At 72.5% G+C, this 25,810-nt stretch carries 24 protein-coding genes and 1 tRNA gene; 13 read left to right on the top strand and 12 right to left on the bottom strand.

The window, feature by feature from the left end:
• Positions 1-106 precede the first annotated feature (106 nt).
• From ACF09K_RS10100 to ACF09K_RS10080, 5 genes are all read right to left on the bottom strand, one after another.
• A complete protein-coding gene (locus ACF09K_RS10100) occupies positions 107-1,579 on the bottom strand; it encodes a peptidoglycan D,D-transpeptidase FtsI family protein (protein WP_392242144.1) in 1,473 nt (490 codons plus the stop codon).
• The gene (locus ACF09K_RS10095) at positions 1,576-3,015 is read right to left on the bottom strand and encodes an FtsW/RodA/SpoVE family cell cycle protein (RefSeq protein WP_392242142.1); all 1,440 of its coding nucleotides are present in this window, start codon (positions 3,013-3,015) and stop codon (positions 1,576-1,578) included. The genes ACF09K_RS10100 and ACF09K_RS10095 overlap by 4 nt, the downstream gene beginning before the upstream one ends.
• A gap of 27 nt (positions 3,016-3,042) precedes the next feature.
• On the bottom strand, positions 3,043-4,644 hold the full coding sequence (locus ACF09K_RS10090) for a Stp1/IreP family PP2C-type Ser/Thr phosphatase (RefSeq protein WP_392242140.1): 1,602 nt from the start codon (positions 4,642-4,644) through the stop codon (positions 3,043-3,045).
• A 92-nt stretch (positions 4,645-4,736) separates the two neighbouring features.
• Complete coding sequence (locus ACF09K_RS10085; RefSeq protein ID WP_392242138.1) at positions 4,737-5,252, bottom strand: FHA domain-containing protein; 516 nt, start codon at positions 5,250-5,252, stop codon at positions 4,737-4,739.
• 10 nt (positions 5,253-5,262) lie between these two features.
• Positions 5,263-6,126: an FhaA domain-containing protein gene (locus ACF09K_RS10080; protein ID WP_392242136.1), complete on the bottom strand. Its 864-nt coding sequence runs from the start codon at positions 6,124-6,126 to the stop codon at positions 5,263-5,265.
• Positions 6,127-6,594: 468 nt separating this feature from the next.
• Here ACF09K_RS10080 and ACF09K_RS10075 point away from each other — a divergent pair.
• From ACF09K_RS10075 to ACF09K_RS10055, 5 genes are all read left to right on the top strand, one after another.
• Positions 6,595-6,678 (top strand) — tRNA-Leu (locus tag ACF09K_RS10075).
• Between the two features lie 352 nt (positions 6,679-7,030).
• The gene (locus ACF09K_RS10070) at positions 7,031-8,539 is read left to right on the top strand and encodes a DUF2252 domain-containing protein (RefSeq protein WP_392242134.1); all 1,509 of its coding nucleotides are present in this window, start codon (positions 7,031-7,033) and stop codon (positions 8,537-8,539) included.
• Between the two features lie 47 nt (positions 8,540-8,586).
• Complete coding sequence (locus ACF09K_RS10065; RefSeq protein WP_392242132.1) at positions 8,587-9,081, top strand: hypothetical protein; 495 nt, start codon at positions 8,587-8,589, stop codon at positions 9,079-9,081.
• 35 nt (positions 9,082-9,116) lie between these two features.
• On the top strand, positions 9,117-9,914 hold the full coding sequence (locus ACF09K_RS10060) for a J domain-containing protein (RefSeq protein ID WP_392242130.1): 798 nt from the start codon (positions 9,117-9,119) through the stop codon (positions 9,912-9,914).
• Positions 9,915-10,091: 177 nt separating this feature from the next.
• Entirely contained in the window at positions 10,092-10,421 is a 330-nt protein-coding gene (locus ACF09K_RS10055; protein ID WP_392242438.1) for a rhodanese-like domain-containing protein, read from the top strand.
• 105 nt (positions 10,422-10,526) lie between these two features.
• On the opposite strand, the gene ACF09K_RS10050 is transcribed toward ACF09K_RS10055, so the two are convergent.
• From ACF09K_RS10050 to paaA, 5 genes are read right to left on the bottom strand one after another with little or no spacing between them, the layout of a single operon-like run.
• Positions 10,527-11,588 (bottom strand): 2Fe-2S iron-sulfur cluster-binding protein, encoded by a 1,062-nt coding sequence (locus ACF09K_RS10050; protein ID WP_392242128.1) that lies wholly within the window; start codon positions 11,586-11,588, stop codon positions 10,527-10,529.
• Positions 11,588-12,109 (bottom strand): 1,2-phenylacetyl-CoA epoxidase subunit PaaD, encoded by a 522-nt coding sequence (gene paaD, locus ACF09K_RS10045; RefSeq protein ID WP_392242126.1) that lies wholly within the window; start codon positions 12,107-12,109, stop codon positions 11,588-11,590. The genes ACF09K_RS10050 and paaD overlap by 1 nt, the downstream gene beginning before the upstream one ends.
• Positions 12,103-12,825, bottom strand: a complete 723-nt coding sequence (gene paaC / locus ACF09K_RS10040) for a 1,2-phenylacetyl-CoA epoxidase subunit PaaC (RefSeq protein ID WP_392242124.1) — start codon at positions 12,823-12,825, stop codon at positions 12,103-12,105. The genes paaD and paaC overlap by 7 nt, the downstream gene beginning before the upstream one ends.
• Positions 12,822-13,109 (bottom strand): 1,2-phenylacetyl-CoA epoxidase subunit PaaB, encoded by a 288-nt coding sequence (gene paaB, locus ACF09K_RS10035; RefSeq protein WP_363087670.1) that lies wholly within the window; start codon positions 13,107-13,109, stop codon positions 12,822-12,824. The genes paaC and paaB overlap by 4 nt, the downstream gene beginning before the upstream one ends.
• Positions 13,106-14,164: a 1,2-phenylacetyl-CoA epoxidase subunit PaaA gene (paaA, locus tag ACF09K_RS10030; protein WP_392242121.1), complete on the bottom strand. Its 1,059-nt coding sequence runs from the start codon at positions 14,162-14,164 to the stop codon at positions 13,106-13,108. The genes paaB and paaA overlap by 4 nt, the downstream gene beginning before the upstream one ends.
• Positions 14,165-14,555: 391 nt before the next feature.
• Between paaA and ACF09K_RS10025 the strand changes: the two genes are divergently transcribed.
• Genes ACF09K_RS10025 through ACF09K_RS10015 form a run of 3 tightly spaced genes read left to right on the top strand, consistent with a single transcriptional unit; the run spans position 14,556 to position 17,385 of the window.
• The gene (locus ACF09K_RS10025; protein ID WP_392242119.1) at positions 14,556-15,383 is read left to right on the top strand and encodes a DUF5819 family protein; all 828 of its coding nucleotides are present in this window, start codon (positions 14,556-14,558) and stop codon (positions 15,381-15,383) included.
• Positions 15,380-16,597 (top strand): HTTM domain-containing protein, encoded by a 1,218-nt coding sequence (locus ACF09K_RS10020; RefSeq protein WP_392242117.1) that lies wholly within the window; start codon positions 15,380-15,382, stop codon positions 16,595-16,597. The genes ACF09K_RS10025 and ACF09K_RS10020 overlap by 4 nt, the downstream gene beginning before the upstream one ends.
• On the top strand, positions 16,594-17,385 hold the full coding sequence (locus tag ACF09K_RS10015) for a TrmH family RNA methyltransferase (RefSeq protein WP_392242115.1): 792 nt from the start codon (positions 16,594-16,596) through the stop codon (positions 17,383-17,385). The genes ACF09K_RS10020 and ACF09K_RS10015 overlap by 4 nt, the downstream gene beginning before the upstream one ends.
• A 15-nt stretch (positions 17,386-17,400) precedes the next feature.
• Here ACF09K_RS10015 and paaN read toward each other — a convergent pair whose 3' ends face one another.
• Positions 17,401-19,092 (bottom strand): phenylacetic acid degradation protein PaaN, encoded by a 1,692-nt coding sequence (paaN, locus tag ACF09K_RS10010; protein ID WP_392242111.1) that lies wholly within the window; start codon positions 19,090-19,092, stop codon positions 17,401-17,403.
• A 160-nt stretch (positions 19,093-19,252) separates the two neighbouring features.
• Between paaN and ACF09K_RS10005 the strand changes: the two genes are divergently transcribed.
• Positions 19,253-20,767 carry a 3-hydroxyacyl-CoA dehydrogenase gene (locus ACF09K_RS10005; RefSeq protein ID WP_392242109.1) on the top strand — a complete coding sequence of 505 codons (1,515 nt, stop codon included), beginning with the start codon at positions 19,253-19,255 and terminating at the stop codon, positions 20,765-20,767.
• On the top strand, positions 20,764-21,351 hold the full coding sequence (locus ACF09K_RS10000) for a TetR/AcrR family transcriptional regulator (protein ID WP_392242107.1): 588 nt from the start codon (positions 20,764-20,766) through the stop codon (positions 21,349-21,351). The genes ACF09K_RS10005 and ACF09K_RS10000 overlap by 4 nt, the downstream gene beginning before the upstream one ends.
• Positions 21,352-21,353: 2 nt before the next feature.
• Here ACF09K_RS10000 and ACF09K_RS09995 read toward each other — a convergent pair whose 3' ends face one another.
• Positions 21,354-21,917, bottom strand: coding sequence for an Lrp/AsnC family transcriptional regulator (locus ACF09K_RS09995; protein WP_392242105.1), 564 nt, complete (start codon positions 21,915-21,917; stop codon positions 21,354-21,356).
• A gap of 175 nt (positions 21,918-22,092) precedes the next feature.
• Here ACF09K_RS09995 and pdhA point away from each other — a divergent pair, with 175 nt between their 5' ends.
• The 3 genes from pdhA to ACF09K_RS09980 are packed head-to-tail and all read left to right on the top strand — an operon-like array spanning position 22,093 to position 25,654.
• On the top strand, positions 22,093-23,226 hold the full coding sequence (pdhA, locus tag ACF09K_RS09990; RefSeq protein ID WP_392242103.1) for a pyruvate dehydrogenase (acetyl-transferring) E1 component subunit alpha: 1,134 nt from the start codon (positions 22,093-22,095) through the stop codon (positions 23,224-23,226).
• Positions 23,226-24,230, top strand: a complete 1,005-nt coding sequence (locus ACF09K_RS09985; protein WP_392242101.1) for an alpha-ketoacid dehydrogenase subunit beta — start codon at positions 23,226-23,228, stop codon at positions 24,228-24,230. The genes pdhA and ACF09K_RS09985 overlap by 1 nt, the downstream gene beginning before the upstream one ends.
• Entirely contained in the window at positions 24,230-25,654 is a 1,425-nt protein-coding gene (locus ACF09K_RS09980) for a dihydrolipoamide acetyltransferase family protein (protein ID WP_392242099.1), read from the top strand. Before ACF09K_RS09985 ends, ACF09K_RS09980 begins: the two co-directional genes overlap by 1 nt.
• Positions 25,655-25,810: the final 156 nt, after the last annotated feature.

Below are 25,810 nucleotides of genomic sequence, written 5' to 3'. Positions count from 1 at the left end.
CCGGGCATACCGTACCCGGACGGCGCTGTGTGACCTGGCCAAGCCCGTCACCCGATACCGGACCGGTATCACCACGTGCACCGATGCGCGGGCGACGTGATGGGGGTCACTTCTTGTTGCCGATGACGGCCTTCATCACGTCCCGCGCGATCGGGCCGGCGAGACCGCCACCGCTGATGTCGTCACGGCTGGCGGCGCCGTCCTCGACGACGACCGCGACGGCGACCGGCGAGCTGCCGTCGCTCAGCTTCGCGTAGGAGATGAACCAGGCGTACGGCTTCTCGCTGTTGTTCAGGCCGTGCTGGGCGGTACCGGTCTTGCCGCCGACGGTGACGCCGTCGATCTTCGCCTTCCCGCCGGTGCCCTGCGGGTTGTTGACGACCGTCTCCATCATCTGCTGGAGCTTCTGCGCGGTCTCCGAGGACACCGCCTGGGACAGCTCCTCCGGCTCGGTCGTCTCGATGGTGTCGAGGTTGGCGGCCTTGAGCTGGTCGACCATGTACGGCTTCATCAGCTTGCCGTCGTTGGCGACGGCCGAGGCGACCATGGCCATCTGGAGCGGGGTGGCGCGGTTGGAGGCCTGGCCGATGCCGTCCATGGCGTTCTGCGGATCGTTGTCCTCGGGGTAGACGCTCTCGGAGGCGCGGACCGGGGTGTCCAGCTCCTTGTTGTTGTAGCCGAACTTCTGCGCCTGCTCGATCATCTTCTCGTTGCCGACGGTGTCGGCCAGCTTCGCGAAGACGGTGTTGCAGGACACCATGAGCGCGTACCGGAGGTTGGCGTTCTCGCACTCACCGTGCTCGTTGGTGAGGTCGGTTTTGGTGCCCGGCAGCTGGTACGGGTCCGGCGTCTTGGTGGCGTCGTCGATGCCGGAGACCACGCCGTTCTCCAGCGCCGCGGCCGCCGTGACGACCTTGAAGGTGGAGCCCGGCGGGTAGGTCTCGCGCAGCGCCCGGTTCAGCATCGGGTCGTCGGGGTTGTTCTTCTTCTGGACCGCGCTCCACGCCTCGGCGTCCTTGTCGGAGGCCCCGGCGAACTTCGACGGGTCGTACGACGGCGTCGAGACCAGCGCGAGGATCTTGCCGGTGGCCGGGTCGATCGCGGCGACGGCGCCCTTCTTCTTGCCCAGGCCCTCGTACGCGGCCTTCTGCGCGGCGGCGTTGAGGGTGGTGACGACGCTGCCGCCCTCCTTCTTCTTGCCCGTGAGCATGTCGAGCGTGTTGCGGAAGAAGAGCCGGTCGTCGTTGCCGGTGAGGATGCCGTCCTCGAGCCTCTCCAGCTGGTTGGCGCCGAAGGCCTGCGAGGAGTAGCCGGTGACCGGCGCCCACATGGCGCCGTTGGTCCAGGTGCGCTTGTACTTGTAGTCGCCGCTGGTGGTCTCGACGGAGCCCGTGATGGCCTTGTCGCCGACGATGATGTCGCCGCGCGGGGTGGCGTAGCGGGCGATGTTGACGCGGCGGTTGTCGTCGTCGGTGGCCAGGGTGTCGGCCTTGACGTACTGGAGGTAGTTGTCGCGCAGCAGCAGGGTGAGGATCAGGAGTCCGCAGAAGATCGCGATCCGGCGCAGGGGCTTGTTCATGACGGGCGGACCACCTGGGTCATCTCGGCGTCGGGATTGGAGGCGGGGGCCGGGGCCGGGCGGCGCGCGGTGTCGCTGATCCTGATCAGGATGCCGATCAGCGCCCAGTTGGCGATGACGGAGGAACCGCCGTAGGCCAGGAACGGCATCGTCATACCGGTCAGCGGGATGAGGCCCATCACACCGCCCGCGACGACGAACACCTGGAGGGCGAAGGCTCCGGAGAGGCCGATGGCGAGCAGCTTGCCGAACGGGTCGCGGGCGGCGAGGGCGGTGCGCACGCCGCGCTCCACGATCAGGCCGTACAGCAGCAGGAGGGCCATGAGGCCGGCCAGGCCCAGTTCCTCGCCGAAGGTGGCGAGGATGAAGTCGGAGTTGGCGGCGAACCGGATCAGCTCGGAGTGGCCCTGGCCCCAGCCGGTGCCGAGGGTGCCGCCGGAGCCGAACGCCCACAGTGCCTGCATCGCCTGCTCGGAGTGTCCGGCCTGGCCCGCCCGGGAGAGCGTGTACTCCTTCATCGGGTCGAGCCAGGCCTGGACGCGCTGCTGGACGTGCGGCTCGAAGCTGGCCACGCCGACCGCGCCGCCCGCCGACATCAGCAGACCGAAGACGATCCAGCTGGTCCGCTCGGTGGCCACGTACAGCATGATGATGAACATTCCGAAGAACAGCAGCGAGGTGCCGAGGTCCGTCTCGAAGACCAGGATCAGGATCGAGATGAACCAGACCACCAGGATCGGGCCGAGGTCGCGTCCGCGCGGCAGGTACAGGCCCATGAAGCGGCGGCTGGCGAGGGCCAGGGCGTCGCGCTTGACCATCAGGTAGCCGGCGAAGAACACGGCCAGGACGATCTTGGCGAACTCGCCGGGCTGGATGCTGAAACTGCCGACCTGGATCCAGATCTTGGCGCCGTAGATGTTCTTGCCGAGGCCCGGCACCAGCGGCAGCAGCAGCAGGAGCAGCGCGCCCATCATGGAGATGTAGGTGTAGCGCTGGAGGACGCGGTGGTCCTTGAGGAAGATCAGCACCACGACGAAGAAGGCGATGCCCATCGCCGTGTACAGCAGCTGTCGAGGGGCGGCGTTGCCGGCCTGATCGATGGACTGCAGCAGCTTGGACTGGTCCAGCCGCCAGATCGCCACGAGCCCGAGGCCGTTGAGCAGCGTCGCCAGCGGCAGCATCAACGGGTCTGCGTACGGCGCGAACTTGCGGACGACCACGTGGGCGACGCCGGCCAGCAGGCCGAGGCCCAGGCCGTAGCTGAGCAGGCCGGTCGGCACCTGCTCGTTGAGGGCGAGGCCCACGTTGGCGTAGGCGAACACCGGGATGAGGACGGCGAACACCAGGAGCGCCAGCTCGGTGTTGCGTCGGCTCGGCGTGCCGATCGAGCCGATCGTGGACGTGTGGTGCGTCGGCGTGTTGGTTGTGCTGCTCATCGTGTGACGGGGCCTCTCACGGCTTGCCTACTGCTTACCGCACAGCGAGACGACCTTCTGCTCATCCTCCGAGAGGGTGGGGCCGGGGCCGGGAGTGGCGGTCGCTGATGTGGACGGAGACGCGGACGGGGACGGCGCCGATCCCGACGGGTTCGGGCTCGGCGATGCCTTGGACGTGAGGGAGACGGGAGTGGTTCCCGCGGTGCCGCCGGTCCCTCCCTCGTCTGCCGTGGAGCCGGCCTTGCCGGGAGCCGCGGCGGTCGCGGTGGCCGCCTCCGCCTGCTTGCGGCACGCGGACGCCTGCACGGCCAGTTCGTCGATCTTCTTCTGGGCGGTGGACCGGCTGCCCTCGGCGATCGTCGCCTCGACCAGCTTCTGCTGGTACTGCGGCAGGTACTTGAGTTCGATCTCGGGGTGGTCCTTCTCGACCTTCGAGAGCGAGACCCAGGCCAGGTCCTGGCTGATGCCCTGGTACAGCGCGACGTGCCCGTCCTTGGTGCCGACGTAGTACTGGGTCTGGGTCCAGCGCCAGCCCGCGTACAGCCCGCCGCCGATGACGGCGAGGGCGAGACCGCCGTACAGGGATCTCTTCAGCCACCGGCGGCCCTTGCGGGGCTTGACGAAGTCGTCGTCGGTGTAGTCGCCGAAGCCGTCGGTGGGGATGAAGCCGGTGACGTCGCCGGAGCCGGGCGGGCCGAACTCGCCGCCGCCCTGGCCGCGGCCCTGTCGGCCGAGGCCGGCGGCGCGGCCGGCCGGGGTCTGCATGATGCCGTTGACGTTCGCCTGGTTCTGGTTCTCGGCGACGGCGCCGACCACGACCGGGGTGTCGGACAGCTGCCCGGCGAGGGTGTCGCCGGTGTCCAGGTCCAGCACGTCGGCGACGATCACGGTGATGTTGTCGGGGCCGCCGCCGCGCAGCGCGAGCTGGATCAGCTCCTGCACGGTCTCCTGCGGGCCCTGGTAGCTGGCGAGGGTGTCCTCGAGCGTCTGGTGCGAGACGACGCCGGACAGGCCGTCGGAGCAGATCAGGTAGCGGTCGCCGGCCCGGACCTCGCGGATCGACAGGTCGGGTTCCACGTGCTCACCGCTGCCCAACGCCCGCATCAGCAGGGAGCGTTGCGGGTGGGTGGTGGCCTCTTCCTCGGTGATCCGGCCCTCGTCGACGAGGCGCTGCACCCAGGTGTGGTCCTGCGTGATCTGGGTCAGTGCGCCGTCCCGCAGCAGGTAGGCGCGCGAGTCGCCGACGTGCACGAGCCCGAGGCGCTGGCCGGTCCACAGCAGGGCGGTCAGGGTGGTGCCCATGCCCTCGAGCTGGGGGTCCTCCTCGACCAGCGAGCGCAGCTGGTCGTTGGCGCGCTGCACGGCCGTGCCGAGCGAGGTCAGGACGTCGGAACCGGGCACGTCGTCGTCGAGGGCGACGATGGTGGAGATGGCCTCGGAGGAGGCGACCTCACCGGCGGCGGCGCCGCCCATGCCGTCGGCGATGGCGAGCAGGCGCGGACCGGCGTAACCGGAGTCCTCGTTGCCCTCCCGGATCATGCCCTTGTGCGATCCGGCGGCGAAGCGCAGCGACAGACTCATGCCCACCTCGCCCGTCGGCCCCGGGTACAGCCGGTCGTGTCGAGCCACACTGCCCACCCTCCGGTCGGGAGCGCGCCGGGGCCCTGGGTGCCGGCCGACCTGGCGTGCTCGCTCCGCTCGCGCTCACTCATGATGTAGCACTACTTCCGCAGCTCGATGACGGTCTTGCCGATACGGATCGGCGCGCCCAGCGGGATCGGTGTGGGAGTCGTCAGCCGCGTTCGGTCGAGGTAGGTGCCGTTGGTGGAGCCCAGGTCCTCGACGATCCACTGGCCGTCGCGGTCCGGGTAGATCCTGGCATGGCGGCTGGAGGCGTAGTCGTCGTCCAGCACGATGGTGCTGTCGTGCGCGCGGCCCAGGGTGATGGTCTGGCCCTGGAGCGCGACGGTCGTGCCGGTGAGGGTGCCCTCGGACACGACCAGCTTCGACGGGGCGTTGCGCCCCCTGCGCCCGCCCCCGGCGGCGGGTTGCTGGCGCTGCTGCGGAGGCGCCTGGCGCTGGGCCTGCTGCGGTCGGGCCGCTTCCCGGCGCGCACCGCGCTGGGTGACACGCGTACCGAACAGGTCGCTGCGGATGACCTGCACGGCCACGATCACGAACAGCCACAGTACGGCCAGGAAACCCAGCCGCATGACCGTGAGGGTCAGCTCTGACATTGCCCCCGCTTCACCCTTCGGCTTGCCGGTAAATGATGGTGGTGCTGCCCACGACGATCCGCGAGCCGTCGCGGAGCGTAGCGCGGGTGGTGTGCTGCCCGTCCACCACGATGCCGTTGGTGGACCCGAGATCCTGGATCGTCGAGGGCGTTCCGGTCCGGATCTCGCAGTGCCGGCGGGAGACGCCGGGGTCGTCGATCCGCACGTCGGCCTCGGTGCTGCGGCCCAGCACGAGCGTCGCGCGGGAGATCTGGTGGCGGGTGCCGTTGATCTCGATCCAGTGGCGGGTCCGAGAACCGGGCGCCGGGGCACCTGCGAGTCCGCCGCCCGCCGGGCGCTGGCCGCCGGCCGCGGGCGGGTAGCCGTACCCGCCGGGCGCACCGGGCGGGGGAGCGGAGGGCATGGGGGGCGCGGTCGCCGCCCCGCCGGCCGCGGGCGGGTAGCCGTACCCGCCGGGGCGGCCGCCGGGCGCGCGCTCGGGCGCCTGCGGGCCGCTGGTGGAGGAGGCGAGGGTGCGGCTCCGCACGCGGTACAGGCCGGTGTCGAGATCGTCCGCCTTCTCCAGGTTGACCTTGATCGGTCCCATGAAGGTGTAGCGCTGCTGCTTCGCGTAGTCGCGGACCATGCCGGCCAGTTCGTCGCCGAGCTGGCCGGAGTAGGGGCTGAGCCGCTCGTGGTCCGGCGTGCTCAGCTCCACGATGAAGTCGTTGGGTACGACGGTCCGGTCGCGGTTCCAGATGGTCGCGTTGTTGTCGCACTCCCGCTGGAGCGCTCCCGCGATCTCCACGGGCTGCACCTCGGACTTGAACACCTTGGCGAAGGTGCCGTTGACCAGACCCTCGAGACGCTGCTCGAATTTCTTCAGGACTCCCATGGGGCACCTCCTCCGTCGTGACTTGCGTCCCGTGTCCTGCTGCCTACCTGGTACTGCTTACTGATCGTATCCACGCGCCGGTGAATCGGCTGGTTCCCCCTGTCGGGCCCCGCCGACCGGTGTCGGCGGCGTCCTCCAGGACTCTTCCGCTGCCTCCTCCGCGTGCCCTGCACACGCCCTGCACGCGTCCTTCGCTCGTTCTTCTGCCCAGGATCGTAGAGGGGGCCGAGGACCAGTGTCCCGCACCTGACTGTGGAGCTGACCCGCCCACCGGGGAGACGGGCGCCATAGGTACGAGGTTGATACGTGAACCGGTCGTCGCCGAGACGTACGGAGGTTGCCGCGGGCCTCCCGCGGTGACCTCTGCCCCGGAAGAAGGGATGTGAACGCACCCTGGACCCCGTGCTAATGTTCTGCATGTCGGAAGGCGCCGGGCCGCAAGGCCAACACCCTGATGACACACCCAATGCGCGGGTGGCGGAATAGGCAGACGCGCTGGATTCAGGTTCCAGTGCCCGCAAGGGCGTGGGGGTTCAACTCCCCCCTCGCGCACAGCTGAAAGCCCCGCAGATCTTCGGATCTGCGGGGCTTTCGCGTTTTCGGGGCGTGGGAGTTCGGATGCGTGGACGCAGCGTGCGTGCGTGAGGTATCTCACGGGGCGGGGGCGGGGGCGGGGGCGGGGGCGAGGGCGAGGTCCGGCGAGCGGGCGCGGGACGGGGTGGGCGCGGGGCGCGTGGTGCGGGTGAGGGGGGCGGCGTCGCGTACGGACGGGGTGGGACCGGAGCGGGGCCGGGTGGGTCCGGGACGGGGCCGGGCGGGTCCGGCGGTTTCGGGGTGGGTTCGGGGTGGTTGTCCACAGGATCCGACGGGTTTCGGCCGGCGGCGGTACGGTCTGCAGGAGTTGATGTTCGTCCGGGTGCGTGGGGAGGCGGTCGTGGTGACAGAGGTCGGTGCCGGGGCGGACGCGAGCGCGGGTACGGACGGGACCGCGGGTGCGGACGAGGGCGGGCGGGCGGTCCGGGCTGAGGGGCCGCGGTTCCCCAGGACCCGGGGGTTCGCCGGGTGGCCCGCCCCGGGTTCACCGAAGGAGGAGGGCAAGGCGCTGCGTCGCCGGGTGCCGCGCGCGGCGCACGCCGGGCTCGACCTGGACCCCTCCCGCCCCGACGCGGTGGCCGCGGTCGAGGAGTCCGGGCGGGGCCGCCTCCCCGAGCTCACGCCGATAAGAGTGGGGCGGATGGCTGCCACGCCGTTCGCGTTCCTGCGAGGCTCGGCGGGCCTCATGGCCCATGACCTGGCCCGCACCCCGATGACCCGCGTCACGGCGCAGATCTGCGGTGACGCGCACGCGGCCAACTTCGGGCTGTACGGCGACGCCCGCGGCGGCCTGGTCATCGACCTGAACGACTTCGACGAGACGGTCGACGGCCCCTGGGAGTGGGACCTCAAGCGGCTGGCCGTGTCCCTGGTGCTCGCGGGCCGGGAGGCCGGCGCCGACGAGGACACCTGCCGCCGGGCGGCGTACGACACGGTCGGCGCCTACCGCCGCACCATGCGTCTGCTGGCCGGACTTCCGGCGCTGGACGCCTGGAACGCCATCGCCGACGAGGAACTCGTCTCGCACGCCGACGCCCACGACCTGCTGGGCACGCTGGAGCGGGTCTCGGAGAAGGCGCGGGCCAACACCAGCGGACGGTTCGCCGCGAAGTCGACCGAGCCGACCCCGGAGGGCGGGCGCCGCTTCGTCGACGCGCCGCCGGTGCTGCGGCGCGTGCCCGACGCGGAGGCCGCCGCGGTGGCCGCGTCCCTCGAGCAGTACGTGACCACGCTGCCGGAGGACCGGCTGCCCCTGCTGGCCCGGCACGCGGTGCACGACGTGGCCTTCCGCATCGTCGGCACGGGCAGCGTGGGCACCCGGTCCTACGTCGTCCTGCTGCTGGACCACCGGGGCGAGCCGCTCGTGCTCCAGGTGAAGGAGGCGCGGCGCTCGGCGCTGGTGCCGCATCTGGCGAGCGCGGGTTTCGAGCCTCCGGCGGTCGAGCACGAGGGGCGGCGGGTGGTCCTCGGGCAGAAGCGCATGCAGGTGGTCAGCGACTCCCTGCTGGGCTGGACCACGGTCGAGGGCCGGCCCTACCAGGTCCGGCAGTTCCGCAATCGCAAAGGCAGCGTGGACGCCACCGCCCTCGCCGCCGACGAGGTCGACGACTACGGCCGCATGACCGGCGCCCTGCTGGCCCGTGCCCACTCGCACACCGCCGACCCGCGGCTCGTCGCCGGCTACTGCGGCAAGAACGAGGAACTGGACGAGGCGGTGGCCGCCTTCGCCGTGGCCTACGCCGACCGCACGGAGGCGGATCACGCGGACCTGGTGACGGCGGTGCGGACGGGGAGGATCGCGGCGGAGACGGGGGTGTGAGCGGTCGTGCGAGGGGCGTCCGGTGAAGGCGGCATGAGGGGCGTCCGGTGAAGTACGTCGGGCTGGACGGCCGGGTCGGCGACCTCACCGGGGTCCTCGATCCGACGCCGTACCTGGAGCGGCTGCCGGCACCGGGCGGACAACTGCCCCCCGGAGCGCGCGCGTTCGCCACCGATCCGGACCACTACGACTTCTCGGGCAGACGGTGCGTGAAGGATCTCCGGCCGGTGGAGACCCGCCGGGCGGGGGACGCGGAACTGGAGATCCGCTTCGGGCACAACTGCTGGAAGCACGACGAGGACCTCGTCGTCCGTTACCGGGGCGTCTCCCGCTTCCGGGCCGACGTCCTCGACGCCGGGGCTCTCGACGATGCCGGCGCGGTGGGGCTCGACGTCTTCGGCGCGGTGGTGCTCGACGAGATCCTCCCGCATCCCGGTGGCTGCGCCCACGAACTGGCCTGCCGCCCCGGCACGCTCCTCGTGGTCTGCCGGGATCTGGAGGCGGAGTGGGTGGCGGCGGACTGCCCCGAGCACCGGCACTGACGGGCTCCTCCTCAGGGGTGGCCTACGCTGGTCGGGTGACGACCCCCGAAGCTGAGCAGTCGCGGCCCGAGGAGCGGCTCGAGAAGGCCGTGCGGGCCGCTGAGCAGGCGCTCATCGAGTTCGAGATCGCGGTGGAGACCTTCCGCGTCGAGGTGGAGAACTTCTCGCGGCTCCACCACCAGAAACTCGGTCCGATGTACACCCGGCTCGACGAGCTGGAGGCGCAGATCGCCGAGGCCACGGCCGCCCGCACCGGCGATCCGGAGGACCGGCGCAAGGCGGACGAGGCGCGGGCCCGGGTCATGCCGATGCCCGGGGTCGAGGAGCTGTTCCACGGCTGGATGGACGGCAACGGGCTGTTCCCGGAGGCCGAGGCCATGCTCACGGACCAGTCGGTGCGGCCCCCGCAGCGGGTGCGGCCCAGTGACGAGGCCCGCAAGCTCTACCGGGAGCTGGCCCGCAAGGCCCATCCCGACCTGGCGCAGGAGGACGCGGAGCGGGCGCGGCGTGAGGAGTTCATCACGAGGGTCAACGCGGCCTACGCCCGGGGCGACGAGGCCGTACTGCGGGAGCTGGCCGAGGAGTGGGCGGCCGGCCCGGCCCCCGAGGAGCGGCGGCCCAGCCCCAGCGAGGAGCTGTACGCCCGGCTGGAGTGGCTCGCCGAGCGCAAGGAGATGCTGGCGCTGGTGGCCCGGGAGCTGGAGGAGGGCGCGATCGGCGCGATGCTGCGGATGGCGCCGGACGACCCCGACCGGCTTCTGGAGGAGATCGCTGAGCAGCTTCTGGCCGAGGTGGCGAAGCGGGAGGCCGAACTGGCGGAGCTGACGGGCTGAGGGGTTGAGGGGCTGCCGGGCGGGGCTGAGGGTCTGCCGGGCCGGGGCGGGCGGGCCAGGGCGTCTTCCGCGGCGTTCCGGCCTGTCGTCCGGCGGCGGCGCCACCGGACTTGCGGCGGGGCCTCCGGCGGGTGCGGGGCGTCCGGTAGCGTCGGGGCCATGAGTTTCGGAGCTGGTGTGCCCACGGTCGGGGTCGAGGACCTCAAGGACGGCGACTTCCTGCTGGACGTCCGGGAGGACGACGAGTGGCAGGCGGGCCACGCAGAAGGGGCGCTGCACATTCCCGTCAGCGAGTTCGTCGCACGTTACGGGGAGCTGACCGAGGCGGCCCCGCAGGACGGGCGGGTCCATGTGATCTGCCGCTCCGGTAGCCGTTCCGCCCAGGTCACCATGTACCTCGCGCAGCAGGGCGTCGACGCGGTGAACGTGGACGGCGGCATGCAGTACTGGTCGGCCGTGGGCCGCCCGGTCGTCACCGACGACGGGCAGCCCGGCTTCGTCCTGTAGTCCCGGACGCGGCACACGGACCCGCGGGCCCGTGTGCCGCCCGTGAGCGGGTGGGGGTTCAGCCGGGGGCGCGGGCGGCCGGCAGGCCGCCGTGTCCCTCCCGGCTCACCGGTCGAAGTCCACCTCCACCGCCTCGGTCAGGGGATGCGACTGGCACGCCAGTACGTAGCCGGCCTCGGTCTCCTCCGGTTCCAGCGCGAAGTTGCGGTCCATGCGCACCTCGCCGGAGACGAGGAAGGCCCGGCAGGTTCCGCACACCCCGCCCTTGCAGGCGTAGGGCGCGTCGGGCCGGTTGCGCAGCACCGTCTCCAGGACCGACTCGCCGTCCGCCACGGCCCAGCTGCCGCCGCGGCCGTCGAGCCGGGCGGTGACCGTGCTGTGCGCCGGGGCGGGGGTGGTGGGCGCGGGGGCGGTGACGTCCACGTGGAAGATCTCCTCGTGGATGCGGGCGCGCGCGACGCCGAGCTCTCGCAGGGCCTGCTCCGCGCCCTGCACCAGGCCGAACGGCCCGCACAGGAACCAGCCCGCCACGTTCGCCACGGGCAGCAGCGCCGGCAGCAGCCCGGTCAGCCGCTCCCGGTCCAGCCGCCCGGACGGCAACCCCGCCTGTTGTTCCTCCCGGGAGAGCACGGTGACCAGGTGCAGCCGCTGCGGGTACCGGTCCTTGAGGTCGGCGACCTCCTCCAGGAACATCGTCGACGCCGCCGTACGGTCGCTGCGTATCAGGCAGAACCGGGCCCCGGGTTCGCGCGCCAGCAGGGTGGAGACGATCGACAGCACCGGGGTGATGCCGCTGCCGCCCACGATCGCCGCGTACAGACCGGGTGCGGGGTCGAGGGTGAACCGGCCCGCCGGTGTCATCACCTCCAGTTCGTCCCCGATGCCGATCTCCTTGAGCGCGTAGGTCGAGAAGGCACCACCCTCGACCAGCCGCACGCCCACCCGCAGGATGCGGGGGCCCTCCCCGCCGGGTTCCGGTGCGGGCGAGCAGATCGAGTACGTCCGCCGGATCTCGGTCCCGTCGGTCCTGCGCCGCAGCGCGAGGTGCTGGCCCGGCGCATGCCGGTACTCCTCGCGCAGCGCGGCGGGGACGGTGAAGGTCAGGGCCACGGAGTCGTCGGTGAGCCGGTCCACCGCGGCCACGGGGAGCGGGTGGAAGCGGGCCATCACAACTCCTTGAAGTGGTCGAAGGGTTCACGGCAGGCCAGACAGCGCCGCAGCGCCTTGCAGGCGGTGGAGGAGAAGCGGCTGAGCAGTTCGGTGTCGGCGGAGCCGCAGTGGGGGCAGCGGACCGGCTCCTGCTCGGTGGTGCGGGTCGGTCCGAGGGCGACACCGACCGGTCCGGCCGCGTGTCGGTCGCGTGGCGGCGCGATGCCGAACTCCCGGAGTTTGCGGCGGCCTTCGGCGGAGATGTCGTCCGTCGACCAGGCGGGGGCGAGCACCGTGCGCACGGTGACCTCGCGGACGCCGTGGTCGCGCAGCGCGCGCTCGATGTCCGCGGACATCGCCTCCACGGCGGGGCAGCCGGTGTAGGTCGGGGTCAGTTCGACCTCGACGGCGTCCGTGTCGCGCACGTGGACCGCGCGCAGGACGCCCAGCTCCTGGAGGGTGAGCACGGGCAGCTCGGGGTCGGGCACCGAACCGGCGACCGCGAGGAGTTCCGCCTCCAGCGGGGTGAGGGTCACCACGACGCCCCCGGGTGGCTGCGGTGCAGGTGCTGCATCTCGGCGAGCATCCGTCCGAAGGACTCGGTGTGCAGGCCCTGGCGGCCCGCGCCCGCGCGCCATGCCCCGGTCCGCGGTCCCCGGGGCGGTTCCAGTCCGGCCCGGCGCAGCACGGCTCCGACCGACTCCAGCCAGACGGTCTCCAGGCCGGCCGGGTCGACGTCGACGCCGTCCACCGGCTGGAACATCTCGCCGGTGAACCGCCACAGGGCGTCGCAGGCCCGGCGCATCCGCTCGTGGCTCTCCTCGGTGCCGTCACCGAGGCGCAGGGTCCACTGCTCGGCGTGGTCGCGGTGGTAGGCGACCTCCTTGACGGCCTTGGCCGCGAGCCCCGCGAACGGCCCGCCTCCGGAGGCAAGCCGGTCGTGGAGCAGGTGCTGGTAGGTGGAGAAGTACAGCTGCCGGGCGATGGTGTGGGCGAAGTCGCCGTTGGGCTGCTCCACCAACTGGAGGTTGCGGAAGGCGCGTTCCTCGCGGAGGTAGGCCAGTTCGTCCTCGTCGCCGGCCATCGACAGCAGGATGCGCGCCTGGCCCAGCAGGTCGAGGGCGATGTTGGCGAGGGCGACCTCCTCCTCCAGCACGGGCGCGTGGCCCATCCACTCCCCCAGGCGGTGGGAGAGCACCAGGGCGTCGTCGCCGAGGGCGAGAGCGGCGGTGTTCGTGCGCGCGGCCGTGGTCACAGGTGCTTCACCCCCTCCGGGATCTCGTAGAACGTCGGGTGCCGGTACGCCTTGTCGGCGGCCGGGTCGAAGAACGGGTCCTTCTCGTCCGGTGAGGAGGCGGTGATCGCGGCGGACGGCACGACCCAGAGCGAGACGCCCTCGCCGCGCCGGGTGTACAGGTCACGGGCGTTGCGCAGGGCGAACTCCGCGTCGGGTGCGTGCAGGCTGCCCGCGTGGGTGTGGGAGAGGCCGCGGCGGGAGCGCACGAAGACCTCCCACAGGGGCCAGTCGGTGTTCGTCATGCCTGCTTCGCTCCCGTCCCAGGGCTGTCGTGGTTCTCGCGGCTGTCGTGGATCTCGTCGTCCTCACGGCGGTTCTTGGCCGCGTGGGCCGCGGCTGCCTCCCGGACCCAGGCGCCCTCTTCGTGCGCCCGGGTGCGCTGGGTGAGCCGCTGCTCGTTGCACGGGCCGTTGCCCTTGAGGACCTCCTTGAACTCCGTCCAGTCGATCGGGCCGAAGTCGTGGTGGCCGCGCTCCTCGTTCCACTTCAGGTCCGGGTCGGGGAGGGTGAGGCCCAGGGACTCGGCCTGCGGGACGCAGATGTCGACGAAGCGCTGGCGCAGTTCGTCGTTGGAGTGCCGCTTGATCTTCCAGGCCATCGACTGCGCGGAGTGCGCGGACTCGTCGTCGGGCGGACCGAACATCATCAGCGAGGGCCACCACCAGCGGTCCACCGCGTCCTGGGCCATCGCGTGCTGCTCGGGGGTGCCGTGGCTGAGGGCCAGCAGCAGTTCGTACCCCTGGCGCTGGTGGAAGGACTCCTCCTTGCAGACGCGGATCATCGCGCGTGCGTACGGGCCGTAGGAACAGCGGCACAGGGGGACCTGGTTGGTGATCGCGGCGCCGTCCACCAGCCAGCCGATCGCGCCGACGTCGGCCCAGGTCAGGGTGGGGTAGTTGAAGATCGAGGAGTACTTCTGGCGGCCGCTGTGCAGCTTGTCCAGCAGCTCCTCGCGGCTCGTGCCGAGCGTTTCGGCGGCGCTGTAGAGGTACAGGCCGTGGCCCGCCTCGTCCTGGACCTTCGCCATGAGGATGGCCTTGCGGCGCAACGAGGGCGCACGCGTGATCCAGTTGGCTTCCGGCTGCATGCCGATGATCTCGGAGTGGGCGTGCTGGGCGATCTGGCGGACCAGTGTCGCGCGGTAGGCCTCGGGCATCCAGTCGCGTGGCTCGACGCGTTCGTCGGCGGCCACCATGGCGTCGAAGGCGCGCTCCCGGGCGTCCTGCTCGCCGTCGGCGGTTTCCCGGCCGCCGTACTGCTGTGTGCGGGCCGTCTGGTGCGCGGCTGCTGTCGCCATGCGGTCCCCCTCGACCTCGGGCTCTCTGCGAGCCGTCTCCCGACCGATCGTTCGGTCCGTGCGATTCCATGGTGAGACGGCCGTCGTAAGGTGTCAACCGCTGTGGACGACCTGCGGGCCTCCCGGCGGGAAAACCCGGGCGGGCCCGCCGGCGGCGGGGCTTCGCGGCGTACCGGGCCGGCCCCGCTCGGGGGGAGGGCTGCGCGGGACGGGCCGGGCTGAGTACCGTTCCGTGCGACGACTGTGCGGCGGCCGGGCGAAGGCCGTCCGGCCGCTCTCGCGCACGCGGTGCGCGAGAGCGGGCCGACGTGGACGCGCCGGCGGGTACGAACGGGCCGACGTGGCCCGGCGAGCAGGCGGAAGACGGACCGGAACCGGGGAACGGGGCGGAATGAACGCGTACGACGGAGGCGCCGGCCCCCCGCGGGAGGGCGAGGCGCCGCGGGGGCCGGAGGCGCCGGCGGAGGAGCAGCACATACGGGAGGGCCTGTCCGGCGTCCGGGCCGGGGCCGTGCCGGACGGGCCCCCGGCCAAGGCCGTGCCGGACGGGCCCCCGGCCGGGGCCGTGCCGCGGGGTGGCGTCGCCGCCCTCTCCCCGCGCTACCAGGTCGTCGCCGCCCTGGCGCTCGCCGTCGTCGCGGTCGCCGTCTGCGTCCACGTCGGCATGGTGTTCCTCCACGTCGCGCCGTCCAACACGGTCACCAAGAAGCACGGCAGGGCGATCGACGAATACGTCTACCCGGAGTTCGAGCAGAACTGGAAGCTCTTCGCGCCCAACCCGCTCCAGCAGAACATCGCCGTCCAGGTCCGTGCCGACGTCCGCACCGCCGACGGCACGGCGCGCACCACCGGCTGGTTCGACCTGTCCGCCCAGGACGGCCGGGGCATCGACGGCAACCTGGTGCCGAGCCACACCCAGCAGAACGAGCTGCGCCGCGCCTGGGACTTCTACGTCGGCTCGCACGACTCCGACAACCGCTCGGCGGGCCCGCGCAGCACCCTCGCCGAGACCTACCTGCGCAACATCGTCGTGCTGCGGCTGGAACGCGGCGAGGCAGCCGGCCGGGGCGGCACCGTGGAACGCGTCCAGGTCCGCTCCCGCACCACCAACGTGCCGGCGCCCTCCTGGAGCACCGACGAGGTCTCGTCGAAGCCGGTCTACCGGGTGCTGCCCTGGTGGCCACTGGCCGCCGGTGACACCGAGGGAGGCGCGCGGTGAACCGGTTCTCCCTGTCGCTGTCCGCCGTGATCGCGCGCGTCACCGGGTCGGCGCTCGGGCCGTACCAGAGCGCGGTGGTCCGCATCGGGTTCAGTCTGACCTGGCTGTTGTTCCTGCTGCGCGAGTTTCCCCACCGTGCGGAGCTGTACGGTCCCGACGGCCCGTGGAGCTGGGAGCTGGCCCGGCGGCTGATCGACGACAACGGAGCCTTCACGGCCCTGATGTGGTCGGACGGCCGGGGCTGGTTCGAGACGGTGTACGCGCTGTCGGTCCTGTCGAGCCTGTTGCTGCTGCTGGGCTGGCGCACCCGCGCCATGTCGGTGCTGTTCATGGTGGGCGTGCTCTCGCTGCAGAACCGCAGCGTCTTCGTGGGCGACGGCGGCGACAACGTCCTGCACCTGATGTCGATGTACCTGGTCTTCCTGCGCTGCGGCCGGGTCTGGTCGCTGGACGCGCGGCGGGAGCGGCGCGCGGCCGGGGCACGCGCGCGTGGGGAGCGCGTCACCGACCGGGTCGGGCCCGCCCTGTGGAGCGTGTCCGGCGTGGTGCTGGTCGCGGCGACCGCGGGCGGCCGGCTCGACGGCGACTGGACCGTGCCGGTGATCCTGTGGACGGTGTGGGGCGCGCTGGGCGTGCGGTGGGCCGTCGGACGCCTCGCGACGTCCGCGGAACCCCGGGTCCTGCTCGACGTGATCACCGACGTCCTGCACAACGGCGCCCTGCTGGTGATCATGGCGGAGGCCTGTCTGATCTACGCGACGGCCGGCTGGTACAAGATCCAGGGCTCGCGCTGGCAGGACGGCACCGCCGCCTACTACCCGTTGCACCTGGACTACTTCTCCCCCTGGCCGGTGCTCGGCGACCTGCTGTCGTCCAGCGGCACCATGGTGATGCTCGTGACGTACGGGACGGTCGTCGTGCAGGTCGCCTTCCCGTTCACCCTGTTCAACCGGCGGGTGAAGAACGTCCTGCTCGTCGCCATGATCACCGAGCACACCGCGATCGCGGTGCTCCTCGGGCTGCCGTTCTTCTCGCTGGCGATGATCGCGGCGGACGCGGTCTTCCTGCCGACGTCGTTCCTGCGGAGACTGGGCGGCTGGGCCGCGCGCGTGTGGGAGGCGTTGCTGCCGCGGCGCCGTGCCGCGGTGCCCGGGCAGCGGGGGGCACACGAGTCCGAGGAGGCCGAGCCCAGCCGCGTAGGCTTCTCGGCATGACCGATCCCGATCCGCTCGGCCGGTGGCGCCGGCTCGCCGACGGCTGTGTGCTGCTCGACGGCTTCCACGCCGTGAAGCACGCCGTGCGCTTCGGGGCCGACGTGCCGGTGGCGGTCGCCGTGGACCGGAGGGCGGCGCTCGCCCTCGCCGACGACCTCGCCCCCGACGTCGGGGCGGCACTGGAGTCCCTCCTGACGGAGGTGCCGGAGGCGGTCTACGCCTCGCTGGTGCCGCGGCCGCATCCCACCGCCGTGGCCGCCCTGGCGGTACGGCCCTCCCGCGAGGCCAATCTGCGGGCGCTGGCCCGCACGCCCCGCCCCGCGCCCGTCGTGGTCCTCGACGACCCGCGCAACCTCGGCAACGCGGGTGCCGTGATCCGGCTGGCCGCCGGGTTCGGGGCGACCGGGGTGGTCACCACCGGCACGCTCGACCCCTGGCACCCGACCGTGGTGCGCGGCGGCGCCGGGCTGCACTTCGCGACCGCCGTGGAGCGGCTGACCGCCGACGAGCTGCCGCCCGGGCCGGTGTTCGCGCTCGACCCGGAAGGGGAGGACATCCGGGGCGTGAGGCTCCCGGACGACGCCGTCCTCGCCTTCGGCTCGGAGCGCAGCGGGCTGTCCGGGGCGCTGCGCGCGCGGGCCGACCACCTGCTGGCCCTGCCGATGCGCCCCCAGGTCTCCAGCTACAACCTCGCCACCAGTGTGGCCATGACGCTCTACCACTGGAGTGCGACCGGGGGCGCCGCGCGCGTGGGCCCGGCGCCGGCCGGGGGCGCCGCGCGCGCGTAGGCCCGGCGCGGGGTCTCAGGCCTCCCGGCGGACCTCGACCACGCGGAAGCGGTTCGCCACGAACGCGCCGTCGGTGAGCGCGGCGTTGGCCGCCGGGTTGCCGCCCGAGCCGTGGAAGTCGGAGAAGGCGGCCGTCTGGTTGACGTACACCCCGCCGGTGAGGTTGAGCGAGAGCTGCGCCGCCTCCTCGAGGCAGACCTCCTGGACGGCCCGCTCCACCTCCTCGTCGGTCGTGTACGCGCCGACCGTCATCGCGCCCTTCTCGCGGACCGTGCGCCGCAGCAGTTCCACGGCGTCCGCCGCCGAATCGACCGCGACGGCGAAGGAGACCGGTCCGAAGCACTCGCTCATGCAGGCCGCCTCGTCGTCGGGCTTGGCCGCGTCGAGCTTGACGATCACGGGCGTGCGCACGACGGCGTCCGGGAACTCGGGGTTGCTCACCTCGCGGGAGGCCAGGGCGACCTCGCCGAGACCGGCCGCGGCCTCCAGGCGGGCCTTCACGTCCGGGTTGACGATCGCGCCGAGCAGGGCGTTCGCGCGCGCGTCGTCGCCGAGGAGGCCGTCGACCGCGCGGGCCAGGTCGGCGACGACCTCGTCGTAGGTCTTGGGCCCCTCGTCGGTGCGGATGCCGTCGCGGGGGATCAGCAGGTTCTGCGGGGTCGTGCACATCTGGCCGCTGTACAGGGACAGCGAGAACGCCAGGTTGGACAGCATGCCCTTGTAGTCGGCGGCCGACTCGACGAGCACCGTGTTGACGCCGGCCTTCTCGGTGTAGACCTGCGCCTGGCGGGCGTTGGCCTCCAGCCAGTCGCCGAAGGAGGTCGATCCGGTGTAGTCGATGATCCTGATCTCGGGGCGGGTGGCCAGGGTCTTGGCGATGCCCTCGCCGGGCCGCTCGGCGGCGAGCGCCACCAGGTTCGGGTCGAAGCCCGCCTCCGCGAGCACCTCGCGCGCGACGGCCACGGTCAGCGCGAGCGGCAGCACCGCGCGCGGGTGGGGCTTCACCAGGACCGCGTTGCCGGTGGCGAGGGAGGCGAACAGGCCCGGATAGCCGTTCCACGTCGGGAAGGTGTTGCAGCCGATGACCAGGGCGATCCCGCGCGGCACCGGGGTGAACTGCTTGGTCAGCACCAGGGGGTCGCGCTTGCCCTGCGGCTTGGTCCACTCCGCCGTGTCGGGCGTGCGGACCTGCTCCACGTACGCGTACGCGACCGCCTCCAGGCCGCGGTCCTGGGCGTGCGGGCCGCCCGCCTGGAACGCCATCATGAAGGCCTGGCCGGAGGTGTGCATGACCGCGTGCGCGAACTCGTGGGTCCGGTCGCTGACGCGCTTGAGGATCTCCAGGCAGACCACAGCGCGCATCTCCGCGCCCGCGTCGCGCCAGGCGCGCTGACCGGCCTTCATGGCGGGCAGCAGCTCGTCGACGTCCGCGTGCGGGTACTCGACGCCCAGCTCGACGCCGTACGGCGAGACCTCGCCGCCCACCCAGCCGTCGGTGCCGGGCTGGCCGAGGTCGAGGCGGGTGCCCAGGACGCCGTCGAAGGCCGCCTTGCCCGCCGCCGCGTCCAGGCTGCCGTCGGCGCCGTAGGCCTTGGGGTGCTCGGGGTGCGGGGACCAGTACGCGCGGGTGCGGATCGCTTCCAGGGCCTGGTCGAGGGTGGGCCGGTGCTTGGCGATCAAGGCGTGAGCGGTGAGTTCGGCGGCCATGCGGGACCAACTCCTCGTCTGGAGAACTCTTCGTCGAGCTCTGGACCTGGACGGAAACAGGGACAGGAACGGGCAGTCAGGGTTAGAGTAACCGAACGATCGGTCGGGACAAGGGGGTCCGCCGCATCTGTGGAAAACCCCGTGCGGGAGGATCGCGCACATGACAGCACTCGACCTCAGCAGCCCCGTGGCCGTCGTCGGCAGCGGCACCATGGGCCAGGGCATCGCCCAGGTCGCGCTGACCGCGGGACACCCCGTGCGGCTGTACGACGCCGTCGCCGGGCGCGCGGGAGAAGCGGCCGCCACGATCGGTGCCCGTCTCGACCGGCTCGTCGAGAAGGACCGCCTCACCGCCGCCGAGCGGGACGCCGCCCGCGCCCGCCTCACCCCCGTGGACGGCCTCGCCGGACTCGCGGACTGCGCGCTGGTCGTGGAGGCCGTCCTGGAGCGGCTGGACGTCAAGCAGGACCTGATGCGCGCCCTGGAGGACGTGGTCGGCGAGGACTGCCTGCTCGCCACGAACACCTCCTCCCTGTCGGTGACGGCCATCGGGGGCGCCCTGCGCAACCCGGGCCGCCTCGTCGGTCTGCACTTCTTCAACCCGGCGCCGCTGCTGCCGCTGGTCGAGGTCGTCTCCGGGTTCGCCACCGACGTCTCGTCGGCCACGCGCGCGTACGAGACCGCCCGCGCCTGGGGCAAGACGCCCGTCGCCTGCGCCGACACCCCGGGGTTCATCGTCAACCGCATCGCCCGGCCCTTCTACGCCGAGGCCTTCGCGGTCCACGAGGCCCAGGGCGCCGACCCGGCCACCATCGACGCGGTCCTGCGCGAGTCCGGCGGTTTCCGGATGGGGGCGTTCGAACTCACCGACCTGATCGGGCAGGACGTCAACGAGTCCGTCACGCACTCCGTGTGGCAGTCCTTCTTCCAGGACGTGCGCTTCACCCCCTCGCTGTCCCAGCGGCGCCTGGTCGAGTCCGGCCGTCTGGGCCGCAAGACCGGGCAGGGCTGGTTCGACCACCGCGACGGCGCCGAGCGGGCCGAGCCGCACACCGCGGAGAAGCGCCGGCCGCCCGCGTACGTGGTCGCCGAGGGCGACCTGGGGCCCGCCTCGGAGCTGCTCGCGATGATCCGCGAGGCGGGCATCCAGGTCCGCGAGGAGGACGAGGACGGCGGCACCCGCCTGGTGCTGCCGAGCGGCGGCCAGCTCGCCCTCGCCGACGGCCAGACCTCGGTGGAGTTCCGGGACGTCGTCTACTTCGACCTCGCCCTGGACTACCGCAAGGCCACCCGCGTCGCCGTGTCCGCGTCCCAGGACACCCCCCAGCGGACGCTGTCGGAGGCGATCGGCCTCTTCCAGGCGCTCGGCAAGGACGTCAGCGTCATCGGCGACGTCCCCGGCATGATCGTCGCCCGTACGGTCGCGCGGATCGTCGACCTCGCGCACGACGCCGTCGCCAAGGGCGTCGCCACCGAGGAGGACGTCGACACCGCGATGCGCCTGGGGGTCAACTACCCGCTCGGCCCCTTCGAGTGGAGCCGCAGGCTCGGCCGGGTCTGGGCCCACGACCTCCTGGAGGAGCTGCACCTGCGCGAGCCCTCCGGCCGCTACGCGCCCTCTCTCGCGCTCTACCGCCACGGACACTCCGCCGACAAGCGGGAGGGCACCCCATGACCACGGCCAAGCGCGACACGTACACGCCGGAGACCCTGCTCTCGGTCGCCGTGCAGGTCTTCATCGAGCGCGGCTACGACGGCACCTCCATGGAGCACCTCTCCAAGGCGGCCGGCATCTCCAAGTCGTCGATATACCACCACGTCAGCGGCAAGGAGGAACTGCTGCGGCGGGCGGTGAGCCGGGCGCTGGACGGCCTCTTCGCGATCCTCGACGAGGAGCACGCGCGCGGGGGACGTGCCGTGGAGCGCCTGGAGTACGTCGTGCGGCGCATGGTCGAGGTGCTCATCTCCGAACTGCCGTACGTGACGCTGCTGCTGCGGGTGCGCGGCAACACCGGTACCGAGCGGTGGGCGCTGGAGCGGCGGCGCGACTTCGACCACCGGGTGGCCGCGCTGCTGAGGGCGGCCGCCGCCGACGGGGACGTACGCGGCGACGTGGAGGTGCGGCTCGCCACCAGGCTCGTCTTCGGCATGATCAACTCGATCGTCGAGTGGTACCGCCCGGACGGGCGGGGCATGGGTGAGCGCGAGGTGGGCGACGCGGTCGCCCGGCTGGTGTTCTCAGGGCTGCGGCAGGCCTGAGGTCATCCCTGCGGCTCCAGGTCCTCCTCCTCGAACACCAGCAGCGTGCGCGTGCTGAGCACCTCCGGGATCGCCTGGAGGCGGGTGAGCACCAGTTCGCGCAGCGACCTGTTGTCGGGCGTGTGCACCAGCAGCAGGACGTCGAAGTCGCCGCCCACCAGGGCGATGTGGGAGGCGCCGGGCAGCCGCCTGAGCTGCTCGCGGACCGTGCGCCAGGAGTTCTGGACGATCTTCAGCGTGACGTAGGCGGACGTCCCGTGGCCCGCGCGCTCATGGTCCACGCGCGCGCCGAAGCCGCGGATCACGCCGTCCTCGACGAGCCGGTTGATGCGGGCGTAGGCGTTGGCGCGCGACACGTGGACCCGCTCGGCGACCGAGCGTATCGAGGCACGGCCGTCCGCCTGGAGCATCTTGAGGATGTCCTGATCGATGGCGTCGAGCGGGCGGGCCGGGGCCTTGCCCTCCGTGCGCGCCGCGGCCGTGGTCTCCGTGCGCGGCGGGGCCGTGGTCTCCGTGCGCGGTGGTGAGCCGCCGTCCGGACTCTCGGCCATTTGTTCAGCTGTCATGTCCCCCCACCTCTTCGTCGTGGACGTCCTGCGTTCATCTCAGGTTGTGGAGAACCGTTTGTCCACAGCCTGAGGGGCCCTGTAGCCAAAATGTGCCGACGACCGAACAATCGGTAGGTGAGACGGGTCACAGCCGATCCGTCCCCCGTAGCCACCCCCACGAGGAGGTGCCGTCATGACGGTCATGGAGCAGCGGGGCGGATACCGGCCGACACCGCCGCCCGCCTGGCAGCCCCGCACCGACCCCGCGCCGCTGCTGCCCGACGCGGAGCCGTACCGCGTCCTCGGCACCGAGGCGGCCGCGCAGGCCGACCCGGAGCTGCTGCGCCGGCTCCACGCCCAGCTGGTGCGCGGCCGTCGGTACAACGTGCAGGCCACCGCCCTGACCAAGCAGGGCCGCCTCGCCGTCTACCCCTCCAGCACCGGCCAGGAGGCCTGCGAGGTCGCCGCCGCCCTCGTCCTGCAGGAGCAGGACTGGCTCTTCCCCAGCTACCGCGACACCCTCGCGGTCGTCGCCCGCGGCGTGGACCCGGTGGAGGCCCTCACGCTGCTGCGCGGCGACTGGCACACCGGCTACGACCCCTACGAGCACCGCGTGGCCCCCCTGAGCACCCCGCTCGCCACCCAGCTCCCGCACGCCGTGGGCCTCGCCCACGCCGCCCGCCTCAAGGGCGACGACGTGGTGGCGCTCGCCATGGTCGGCGACGGCGGCACCAGCGAGGGCGACTTCCACGAGGCGCTGAACTTCGCCGCCGTCTGGCGGGCGCCGGTCGTCTTCCTCGTCCAGAACAACGGATTCGCGATCTCCGTCCCGCTCGCCAAGCAGACCGCCGCGCCCTCGCTGGCCCACAAGGCCGTCGGGTACGGCATGCCCGGCCGGCTGGTCGACGGCAACGACGCGGCCGCCGTGCACGAGGTGCTCACCGACGCCGTACGGCACGCCCGCGCGGGCGGCGGTCCCACGCTCGTCGAGGCGATCACCTACCGCGTGGACGCCCACACCAACGCCGACGACGCGACCCGCTACCGCGGCGACGCCGAGGTCGAGACCTGGCGCGGGCACGACCCGATCGACCTGCTGGAGCACGAGCTGACCGCGCGCGGGCTGCTCGACGAGGAGACGAGGCAGGCGGCCCGGGACGCCGCCGAGACCATGGCCGCCGACCTGCGCGCCCGCATGAACCAGGACGCCCCGCTCGACCCCATGGAGCTCTTCGCCCATGTGTACGCCGAGCCCACCACGCAACTTCGTGAACAGCGCGCCCTGCTGCAGGCCGAGATCGAGGCGGAGCAGGGAGGAACGCACTGATGACCACCGTCGCCGTCAAGCCCGCCACCATGGCGCAGGCCCTCACGCGCGCCCTGCGCGACGCGATGGCAGCCGACCCGTCCGTGCACGTCCTCGGTGAGGACGTGGGCACCCTCGGCGGCGTCTTCCGGGTCACCGACGGACTCGCCGCGGAGTTCGGCGAGGACCGCTGCACGGACACCCCGCTGGCCGAGGCGGGCATCCTCGGCACCGCGGTCGGCATGGCCATGTACGGCCTGCGCCCGGTCGTGGAGATGCAGTTCGACGCCTTCGCCTACCCGGCGTTCGAGCAGCTCGTCAGCCATGTCGCCCGCATGCGCAACCGGACCCGCGGCCGCATGCCGCTGCCCGTCACGATCCGCGTCCCCTACGGCGGCGGCATCGGCGGAGTCGAGCACCACAGCGACTCCTCCGAGGCCTACTACATGGCCACCCCCGGGCTGCACGTCGTCACGCCCGCCACGGTCGCCGACGCCTACGGCCTGCTGCGCGCCGCCATCGCCTCGGACGATCCGGTCGTCGTCCTCGAACCCAAGCGCCTGTACTGGTCGAAGGACTCCTGGAACCCGGAGGAGCCGCCGGCCGTTGAACCCATCGGCCGCGCGGTGGTGCGGCGCTCGGGCCGGAGCGCCACACTCATCACGTACGGGCCGTCGGTGCCCGTGTGCCTCGAAGCCGCCGAGGCGGCCCGGGCCGAGGGCTGGGACCTCGAAGTCGTCGACCTGCGCTCCCTGGTGCCGTTCGACGACGAGACGGTCACCGCCTCGGTGCGGCGGACCGGACGAGCGGTCGTCGTCCATGAATCGGGCTCCTTCGGAGGCCCGGGCGGGGAGATCGCGGCCCGCGTCACGGAGCGCTGCTTCCACCACCTGGAAGCGCCGGTGCTGCGCGTCGCCGGGTTCGACATCCCCTATCCGCCGCCGATGCTGGAGCGCCACCACCTGCCCGGCGTCGACCGCATCCTGGACGCCGTGGCGCGTCTGCAGTGGGAGGCCGAGAGCTGATGGCACAGGTGCTGGAGTTCAAGCTCCCCGACCTCGGGGAGGGACTCACCGAGGCGGAGATCGTCCGCTGGCTGGTCGAGGTCGGTGACGTCGTCGCCGTCGATCAGCCGGTCGTCGAGGTCGAGACGGCCAAGGCCATGGTCGAGGTGCCCTGTCCCTACGGCGGTGTGGTCACCGCCCGCTTCGGCGAGGAGGGGACGGAACTGCCCGTCGGCGCCCCGCTGATCACGGTCGCCGTGGGCGAACCGGCCTCCGGCGGCTCGACGGACGCCCCGGACGGGCCGGTCACCGAGGGCACTCGGGACACACCGGCCGCCGCGGACGGCAAGGGCTCGGGCAACGTCCTCGTGGGGTACGGCACCTCCGAGGCGCCCGCGCGTCGCCGCAGGGTGCGGCCGGACCGGCCGGCCCCCGCTCCCGTGTCCGCCCCCGCCGTGCCCGCGGCGCCGGCGGTGGCCTCGGCGAACGGGGGAGTGCGGACCGCGGAGGCGGTGGACGGCCCCGTGGCGGTGATCTCTCCCCTCGTGCGCAGGCTGGCCCGTGAGAACGGCATCGACCTGAGGGAGCTGACCGGCTCCGGTCCCGACGGCCTGATCCTGCGGGCCGACGTGGAGTACGCGCTGCGGGCCGCGGCCGCGCAGGGCCGGACCGCCACGGCGACGCCCGATCCGCACCCGCGCGTGGCCCCCGGGACGGCGGTCATCGCCCCCGCCCCCGTCCCTGCCCCCGCCACGGCCGGCACCCGCATCCCGCTCAAGGGCGTCCGCGGGGCCGTCGCCGACAAGCTCTCCCGCAGCCGGCGCGAGATACCCGACGCGACCTGCTGGGTCGACGCGGACGCGACCGAGCTGATGCGTGCCCGCGCGGCGATGAACGCGGCCGGGGGGCCGAAGATCTCCCTCCTGGCGCTGCTGGCCCGGATCTGCACCGCGGCCCTGGCCCGCTTCCCGGAGCTCAACTCCACCGTCGACCAGGAAGCCCGCGAGGTCGTCCGACTGGACCACGTCCACCTCGGCTTCGCCGCCCAGACGGACCGTGGTCTCGTGGTGCCCGTCGTGCGCGACGCGCACGCCCGTGACACCGAGGGCCTCGGCGCGGAGTTCGCCCGGCTCACCGAGGCGGCCCGCACCGGCACCCTCACACCGGCCGACCTGACCGGTGGCACGTTCACGCTGAACAACTACGGCGTCTTCGGCGTCGACGGCTCCACGCCGATCATCAACCACCCCGAGGCCGCCATGCTCGGCGTCGGCCGCATCATCCCCAAGCCCTGGGTGCACGAGGGCGAACTGGCCGTGCGCCAGGTCGTCCAGCTCTCGCTCACCTTCGACCACCGGGTGTGCGACGGCGGCACGGCGGGCGGCTTCCTCCGCCACGTGGCGGACTGCGTGGAACAACCGGCGGTGCTGCTGCGCACCCTGTGACCGTGGGGGCACTCCGCCGTTCCGCGTGATCGGGGTGCCGCGCATACTCGAGGGGTGACTCCGAACGAGCCGTGGGCGGTCACCTCCGGCGATCGCCCCGACCAGGACGCCGCCGCGCCTTTCGAACAGGGTGCCGGCGGCGTCCCCGGCCACGAC

Origin of the sequence: Streptomyces sp. NPDC014882 (genome assembly GCF_043081325.1) — a bacterium.
GTDB lineage: Bacteria > Actinomycetota > Actinomycetes > Streptomycetales > Streptomycetaceae > Streptomyces.
Note: the sequence above shows the minus strand (reverse complement) of the source record. Positions and strands in the feature narration are given on the sequence as shown.